We start from the raw sequence: 6,568 nt of genomic DNA, 5'->3' as shown, positions 1-6,568 counted from the left end.
CAGAGCCTCCTCGTTTGACGAAATACCCAGCGACCGAACGCTTTTCGGGCAGCACGAAATAAGCCCCGGGCCCCGCGCGACGGCGCGGACCCTGGCTTTGCCACGGATGGTTCGGCGAATACACCTCACGCGATCGCGAAGGTGTGAAAGAGCGAAATGGTTTGTGTCTCAGTAATTTCGGTGAACCGGTGCGGTCACCAACTCATCCTCGAACTCGACTTCCTCCAACATCGCGGCCCCGAGCTCCCGCGGCCTCATCTCCTGCATCGGCCGGTGGCGACCCGCGCCACCGTTCATGCAGCGAACACTAGGCCGAAGACTAATAAAAAGGAATCAGTTCCTTCAAAAAAACTCGGACCAGCGTCCAATTCGGTCGATCTCGGGGCAGAGATGTGCCCGAAACCACACTGTGACCTGTTTGTGTGAGTCAGGACACTTTCAGACGCGGAGCCTACGAGCCGAAACGTTGCATCTGCGTTGCATCGGCGCCCATCCGCCGGTCGAGCACCCGAATTTTGGCCTCGATCTGGGCATACAGGGCGGAATCGCGATCGGCGGTGGCTCGATAGGCCACCCATGCGGCGGCATCGTCACGCCCCTCGGCTCCCGAGGTCCAACGGCTCAGCACGGCCGCGTCACCGGAACGTAACACTGCGGTTCGCAGCCGCACCCGCAATTCATCGCGAATGTCTATAACTCCGGGAGCGGTCGAACGGGGCAGCACCGGTCCGGTGTAATGACGGACCGCGCTGTGCGCGTCACCGGAGTCCAGTGCCGCGCGCAGCGCCTCCACATCCGTGGACACCGGCACCCGCAACCGATACGGCCGCGAGCCGAAGACGTCCGGGCCGACCACCGAGCGCAGCCGCGACATGGCGGCGCGGATGGTGGCGTTGTCGAGGTCGGTGTCGTCGAGCAGCAACGCCAGATGATCGGCGGACAGACCTTCGGCGTGTTCGGCCAGCAGCAGCAGGATCTCGGCATGCCGCTGCGACAACGCGATGCGCTCGCCGTCGACCGACAACTGCGGCTGGCCCAGCCCCAGCACCTCCAGCGCCAGCCGGCCGGCGGTCCGCGGCGGCGTCGAATGCCCCACGGACGCACGGCGATCCGCGCCTCGTTGTTCGGTGCGCACGGCCGCGAGGACCAGATCCATTTCCGCCGCGGTCGCGGCCGCCTTCACCAATGCCAGAATCTCCGGGCGCGCGACGCGCACGCCGCCGGCGATCATCAGCACGCCGACCAACCGGCCGTCCGGATCGTGGACGGGCGCGGCCGCCCCGGTGAGCTGATGCATCCGGTGCAGAAAGTGTTCGGGGCCGTGGATCCAGGTGGCGCGCCCGGTGCGGACCACCAGTCCGACCGCGTTCGTGCCGATGCGGCGTTCGGACAGATCGTCGCCCTCGCGCAGGCCGACCTCGGCGGCGGCCTCGACCCGGTCGGGATTGCCGTGCACCGACAGCACCCGGCCGAACTGGTCGGCGACGACCACGATCAGGCCGATGCCGGTGGCGTCCTGCAGCAGCAGCTTGTCGACCAGTGGCATCACCGCGGCAATCGGATGGTTGTCGCGGTAGCGCTGCAGATCGGCACCGCGCAGACCGCGGCCGTCGAGTACGTCCATGGGGTCGACCCCGCCGCGCAGACTGCGCAGCCAGGACTCCAGAACCAGCGGACGCAGCAATCCGGGCAGCTGATTGAGCTGATCACCCCCGACGCTGAGGTAACCGTGGGCCTGAGCGGCATAGGCTTCCAGCGCACCGAGCTGTGTCCCGGGCTCGACCCTGCCCTCGGGACGGTTATCGCCTGTGAGATTGCTGACCATTTGCCTTTCTTTCCCGTCCCACACTGTACCGGCGGGTCAGGAAGGGCATGGGCGAAGCATACGGTTTGTCCGACAGGTCACACCAGCATCGGAGCGCGGCGAAATGTGAGGTAGACGGCATATCGGGGCCAATTGTGACCCCGGCCATCAATGCCGCGGAACGGCCGGGCGCAGCGCGGCCACGTTGCGAGCACGCAGCGCACCCGACCAGAGGCCGGTCCCGTAGGCGAGGTCGTCGAGCCGCTTGCACATCAGATACCGCACCGGATCCAGGCCGCTGGCATCGCGGTGGGTGAACCAGTCGGCCAGTCCGTCGGCGATCGCCAGCGCGACCGCCAGCCGGCGGATGCGCCGGGAGGCGATCATCGCCAGCACGGTCACCGGCCAGTAGTGCCGGCACAGCGCCGAGACGATCCGCCACACCCCGGCGGAGAATCCGCGGGCCAGATGGATGGCCGCCACCCGCGTCGGATTGTCGAGTTCGGCGAACACCCGCCGCAGCCGGATCAGCGCGGCGAGCAGCGTGGCGAGCCCGCCCAGGATTCCGGCCCGCGAGGCGGTGGCCAGCAGCGCGGTCGCGGCGACGGTCCAGAACGGCACCGACAGCGGGGCGACCATCCCGGCGTGGCGCCGGGCCAGCGGCGCCGCGGCGGCGCCGTGAGAAACCTTGCGCCCGAACCACTTACCGAACGAGGCCGGTTGATCGTAGGCGACGTGCGCGGCGGGCTCGTAGCGCAACCGCCAGCCGGCGCGCTCGAGTCGCCAGCACAGATCGATATCGGCGGCCGAGCGCATCTGCTCGTCGAATCCGCCCTCGGCCAGCAGGGCGTGCCGCCGCACCAGCAGGGCCGCGCCCGGCGCGTACGACACCGAGCCGCGCGAACTGACCGCGGTTTCCCGGCGGCCGAAATCCAGCGACGACCGCGCGCTCTCGTAGCGGCCCAGCACACTGGCATCCGGCTCGCGCGCGACGATGCGGGGCGCGACCAACGCGACCTCGGGATCGCTGAAATGGCCGAGCATGACCTCCAGCCAGCCCGCGCGGGGGACCACATCGGAATCCAGAAATGCGACGAATTCCGTTGTCGCCGCCCGCAGTCCGGCATTGCGCGCGGCGACCACGCCCTGGCGTGCATCGTGGCGAAGCACCGTGACGCGGCAACGGCCACCGGTACGCGGGATCCGAACCGGCCGGTCCGAACCGTCGTCCACGACCACCACGCTGTGCCCGCGCAGGGCAGAGAGCAGCCGCTGCAATCCGGCGGCGTCGTTGCAATGCGGCACCACGACCGTGACCTCTTCCGGGGAAGGAAGCAGGCGCGGACGCGGGTTGGCCACCCCGGAGTCGAGCAGCCGTCTGGCAACCACCGCGGACTGGGGATCCGTCACTTCGAGATACCCGTCACCGATCAGGGCGGCCGCTTCCGGAGCAAGTTTCAGCAACCTCGTCGGCGAGCCACCGACCAAGAGCCGTCCACCGGAATAGGTGCGCACCCGAGGATCGATTCGCACCCCGAACCCGTTGGGCAGTCGATCATGGCGCATTCCAAGAATGCTATGCGCTAACCGCCCTCCGGGCATCCCGTGTCGAAAAAAACGGACCGAATTCGATACGAATCCGGCGGCAACCCACCGGCTCCGGCGTTGCGTGGGTGTCAATGACCATCGACGCTATCTGGCTATCGCACGGCAACATTCGCTTCATGATCAACGAGATTCCGCGTGGGACGCGATAGTTCATCTCCGGCTACTACCGCGTGAGATGCGGCGTCGCCGTGTGCGCCGATCTCCTCCACGTACCGGGCCGCGACCACGAACGCGCACTCTAGACTGCGGAAGGCAAGCACGTTGAACAGCAGATGACGGGTGGCCGTCGGGCGGGCTGCGCAGGTCTAGAGGTGGCATGGGAGTCGGACGGATGCAGACGAGCGGGGGCGGCAACACACTCTCGGAAGCCGAGATAGTCGAGGCCGCATTGCGTGTGGTGCGCGCCGACGGCGTGGAGAAGCTGTCGATGCGCCGGCTCTCCCGCGAACTGGGCGTCTCGCCGATGGCGCCCTACTACTACGTCGCCGACAAGCGCGAATTGCTCGATCTGGTGGCCAGCGCGGCCCTGACCGGCGTGCGGACCCCACCGCCGGAATTCGGCACCTGGCAGCAGCGCCTGCGCGAACTCATCGATCAGATCGACGAGAAGCTGCGCAAACATCCGGGCCTCGGCGATGTGCTGATCGAACAGACGCTGGGCAAACAGCTCGATCTGATCGCCGCTGTGATGGAAATCCTGTCCGATGCGGGCTTCGACGATCGCAATGTGCTCGCCGCCTATGCCACCATTCACACGTATCTGTTCGGCCGCGCCCGGGTCAATCCACGGGACCGATCCGCGCTGGTCGACATGCCGCTTCCCGAAGCCGTCGAGCGGGCCGTCAAGCACATGGGCGATCTGCGCGGCAAATACTCCTACGACTTCGGTATGGATGTGCTGATCGCGGGGCTCGAGGCCCAGCTTGTCCGGCAGCGGGACGGCCACGTATCATAAATTAGAACACGTTCTAGTTTACCTGCTCCAGCGCCCGGCCCCGAGAGGACACCATGACCACCGCCGATCCCGTCGTACCGCACAGCTCACGATCGGCCGTGCTGCGGGTCGCCGCTGTCGTCAACGAGACGGCCGACGCCTGTTCACTGGTCTTCGACGTGCCCGAAGAACTGCGCGAGCGCTTCGCCTACCAGCCCGGCCAGTTCCTGACGCTGCGCATCCCGAGCGAGCGCACCGGTTCGGTCGCGCGCTGCTATTCGCTGGCCAGCTCACCGCACACCGATGTGCAACCGAAGGTCACCGTGAAGCGCACGGTCGACGGATACGCGTCGAACTGGGTGTGCGACAACGTGCAAGCCGGTGACGAGATCGAGGTGCTGCCGCCTTCCGGCGTCTTCACGCCGAAGGATCTGGACGAGGATCTGCTGCTGTTCGCCGCCGGCAGCGGTGTCACCCCGGTGATGTCGATCCTGAAATCGGCGCTCGCCCGCGGCACCGGCCGGATCGTGCTGGTCTACGCCAACCGCGATCCGGAGTCGGTCATCTTCGCCGACGAACTGCGCGAACTCGCCGACAAGAATCCACAGCGGCTCGTGGTGGTGCACTGGCTGGAGACGCTGCAGGGCCTGCCCACCGCCGACGGACTGGCCGCGCTGTGCACCCCGTACACCGGTTTCCGCGCCTTCATGTGCGGGCCGAAGGCGTTCATGGACCGGGTGCACGACGCACTGGCCCAGCTGGAGGTGCCGCGCAACCGCACCCACGCCGAGGTCTTCAATTCGCTGTCCGGCGATCCGTTCGCCGCCGGCGCCCCCGTCGAGGTCAGCGAGGAGGACGCCGCCGACGCGGCCACCGTGGAGGTCGAACTCGACGGCCAGACCCATTCCATGCAGTGGCCGCGGCGTCAGACCCTGGTCGACATCATGCTCGCCAAGGGCCTGGACGTGCCGTACTCCTGCCAGGAAGGCGAATGCGGCTCCTGCGCCTGCACCGTGCTGGAAGGCAAAGTGGAGATGGACAATTCGGAGATTCTCGATCCGGAGGACATCGAAGCCGGGTACATCCTCGGGTGCCAGGCGCATCCGGTCACCGATCATCTGAAGATCCAGTTCTGAGGACCGCCGCTGCCGCAGCCGACCGCTGGGCCGTGCGCGGCAGGGGAATCCGCCGCGGTGCATGGGCGCCGTATCGGCAGCGGCGGACACCGCGTAGTCGGCGGGCCGGCTTACGGCGCCTGCCGTTGCGCCCGATAGGCCGCGCGCGTCTCGGGTTCCAGATGTTCGGTGGCGTAACTCAATGCCGTGCGGCCCATATCGTGGGCACGGCGGTCCAGGAATTCGGTGAGCAGGGCGCGGTCCACCCGTTTGCCGACTTCCCGCAGCATCCATCCGACCGCCTTCTGAATCAGGTCGCGCCGATCGTCGAGCAGCCGTTCGCACAGTGCGAACGTGGTCGAGGCGTCGCCGGCCTTGATGAATGCGAAGGTCGTCAGCAATGCGACCCGTCGTTCCCACAGCGATTCCGACCGCGCCAGTTCGTCGAGCAGATCGCGCGGCCGTTCCAGTAACCACGGGCCGAGGATGTTCTCGGCCGACACGTCGACCAGATCCCAATTGTTCACGCGCCCGCTGCGCACCGCCGCCAGATACATCTCCACGATTTCCTGTTGCGCGGCAACGTCGTACGTGCGCGGTTTCCCCGCCTTCGCCATGGCATTGTTCGCGATCACCAACGCCGCGAGCCGATGTTCGTGCACCGGACTCCGCAAAAGCTCAGCTATCTCCGAAACGGGCAGTGCGGAAAATTGTTTCGCGACCTTGCGGGTCTGCGGCACAGGGACTCCGAGGAAGGCGTCGCCCTCGCCGTAGTCCCCGGGCCCGGTTTTGAAGAACCGCCGCAACTCGAGGGCGCGGCCGGGATCTCCCAGCTCGTCCATGGCACGGGCGACATCGGCGGCGGTCGGCGCGGAGTTCATGCCCGCACTCCGCCGACACCGCCCGACGCCGAATGCCGATCCTCCGGATGATGCGCAACGATCATGTACGGCAGTATCACTCACTCTTCACCCGATTCCCGACGACAACGTGTCCGGCCGCGGCCGGACACGTGCCGTTGCGGATCTAATACTCCAGCATCACTTTGTGATGTAATGCCTGTCTTCGCTGGTAGTGGGCTTGTTTTGCCTGGTGTTGATGTCTTCG

Annotated in this window: 5 protein-coding genes; 2 read left to right on the top strand and 3 right to left on the bottom strand. The window is 66.9% G+C overall.

Going from position 1 to position 6,568, the window contains the following annotated elements; translation table 11 throughout:
* Positions 1–451: 451 nt before the first annotated feature.
* Together A5789_RS26075 and mftF are read right to left on the bottom strand one after the other, a co-directional pair.
* Complete coding sequence (locus tag A5789_RS26075) at positions 452–1,825, bottom strand: GAF domain-containing protein (RefSeq protein WP_064901603.1); 1,374 nt, start codon at positions 1,823–1,825, stop codon at positions 452–454.
* A gap of 147 nt (positions 1,826–1,972) precedes the next feature.
* The gene (gene mftF / locus A5789_RS26070; protein ID WP_064901602.1) at positions 1,973–3,370 is read right to left on the bottom strand and encodes a mycofactocin biosynthesis glycosyltransferase MftF; all 1,398 of its coding nucleotides are present in this window, start codon (positions 3,368–3,370) and stop codon (positions 1,973–1,975) included.
* 373 nt (positions 3,371–3,743) lie between these two features.
* Here mftF and mftR2 point away from each other — a divergent pair, with 373 nt between their 5' ends.
* Entirely contained in the window at positions 3,744–4,367 is a 624-nt protein-coding gene (mftR2, locus tag A5789_RS26065) for a mycofactocin system transcriptional regulator MftR2 (RefSeq protein WP_030517131.1), read from the top strand.
* 53 nt (positions 4,368–4,420) lie between these two features.
* Positions 4,421–5,482: a ferredoxin--NADP reductase gene (locus tag A5789_RS26060; protein ID WP_063013612.1), complete on the top strand. Its 1,062-nt coding sequence runs from the start codon at positions 4,421–4,423 to the stop codon at positions 5,480–5,482.
* A gap of 110 nt (positions 5,483–5,592) precedes the next feature.
* Here A5789_RS26060 and A5789_RS26055 read toward each other — a convergent pair whose 3' ends face one another.
* A complete protein-coding gene (locus tag A5789_RS26055; RefSeq protein ID WP_064901600.1) occupies positions 5,593–6,342 on the bottom strand; it encodes a DNA alkylation repair protein in 750 nt (249 codons plus the stop codon).
* Positions 6,343–6,568: the final 226 nt, after the last annotated feature.

It is taken from the genome of Nocardia sp. 852002-51101_SCH5132738, assembly GCF_001665695.1.
Lineage (GTDB): Bacteria > Actinomycetota > Actinomycetes > Mycobacteriales > Mycobacteriaceae > Nocardia > Nocardia nova.
The sequence above is the reverse complement of the archived record's forward strand: the minus strand, read 5'-3'. Positions and strand labels throughout refer to the sequence as shown.

Coding starts and splice junctions, on each gene's coding strand:
- A5789_RS26075 (WP_064901603.1), bottom strand. CDS start 1,825: ATGGTCAGCAATCTCACAGGCGATAACCGTCCCGAGGGCAGGGTCGAG.
- mftF (WP_064901602.1), bottom strand. CDS start 3,370: ATGCGCCATGATCGACTGCCCAACGGGTTCGGGGTGCGAATCGATCCT.
- mftR2 (WP_030517131.1), top strand. CDS start 3,744: ATGCAGACGAGCGGGGGCGGCAACACACTCTCGGAAGCCGAGATAGTC.
- A5789_RS26060 (WP_063013612.1), top strand. CDS start 4,421: ATGACCACCGCCGATCCCGTCGTACCGCACAGCTCACGATCGGCCGTG.
- A5789_RS26055 (WP_064901600.1), bottom strand. CDS start 6,342: ATGAACTCCGCGCCGACCGCCGCCGATGTCGCCCGTGCCATGGACGAG.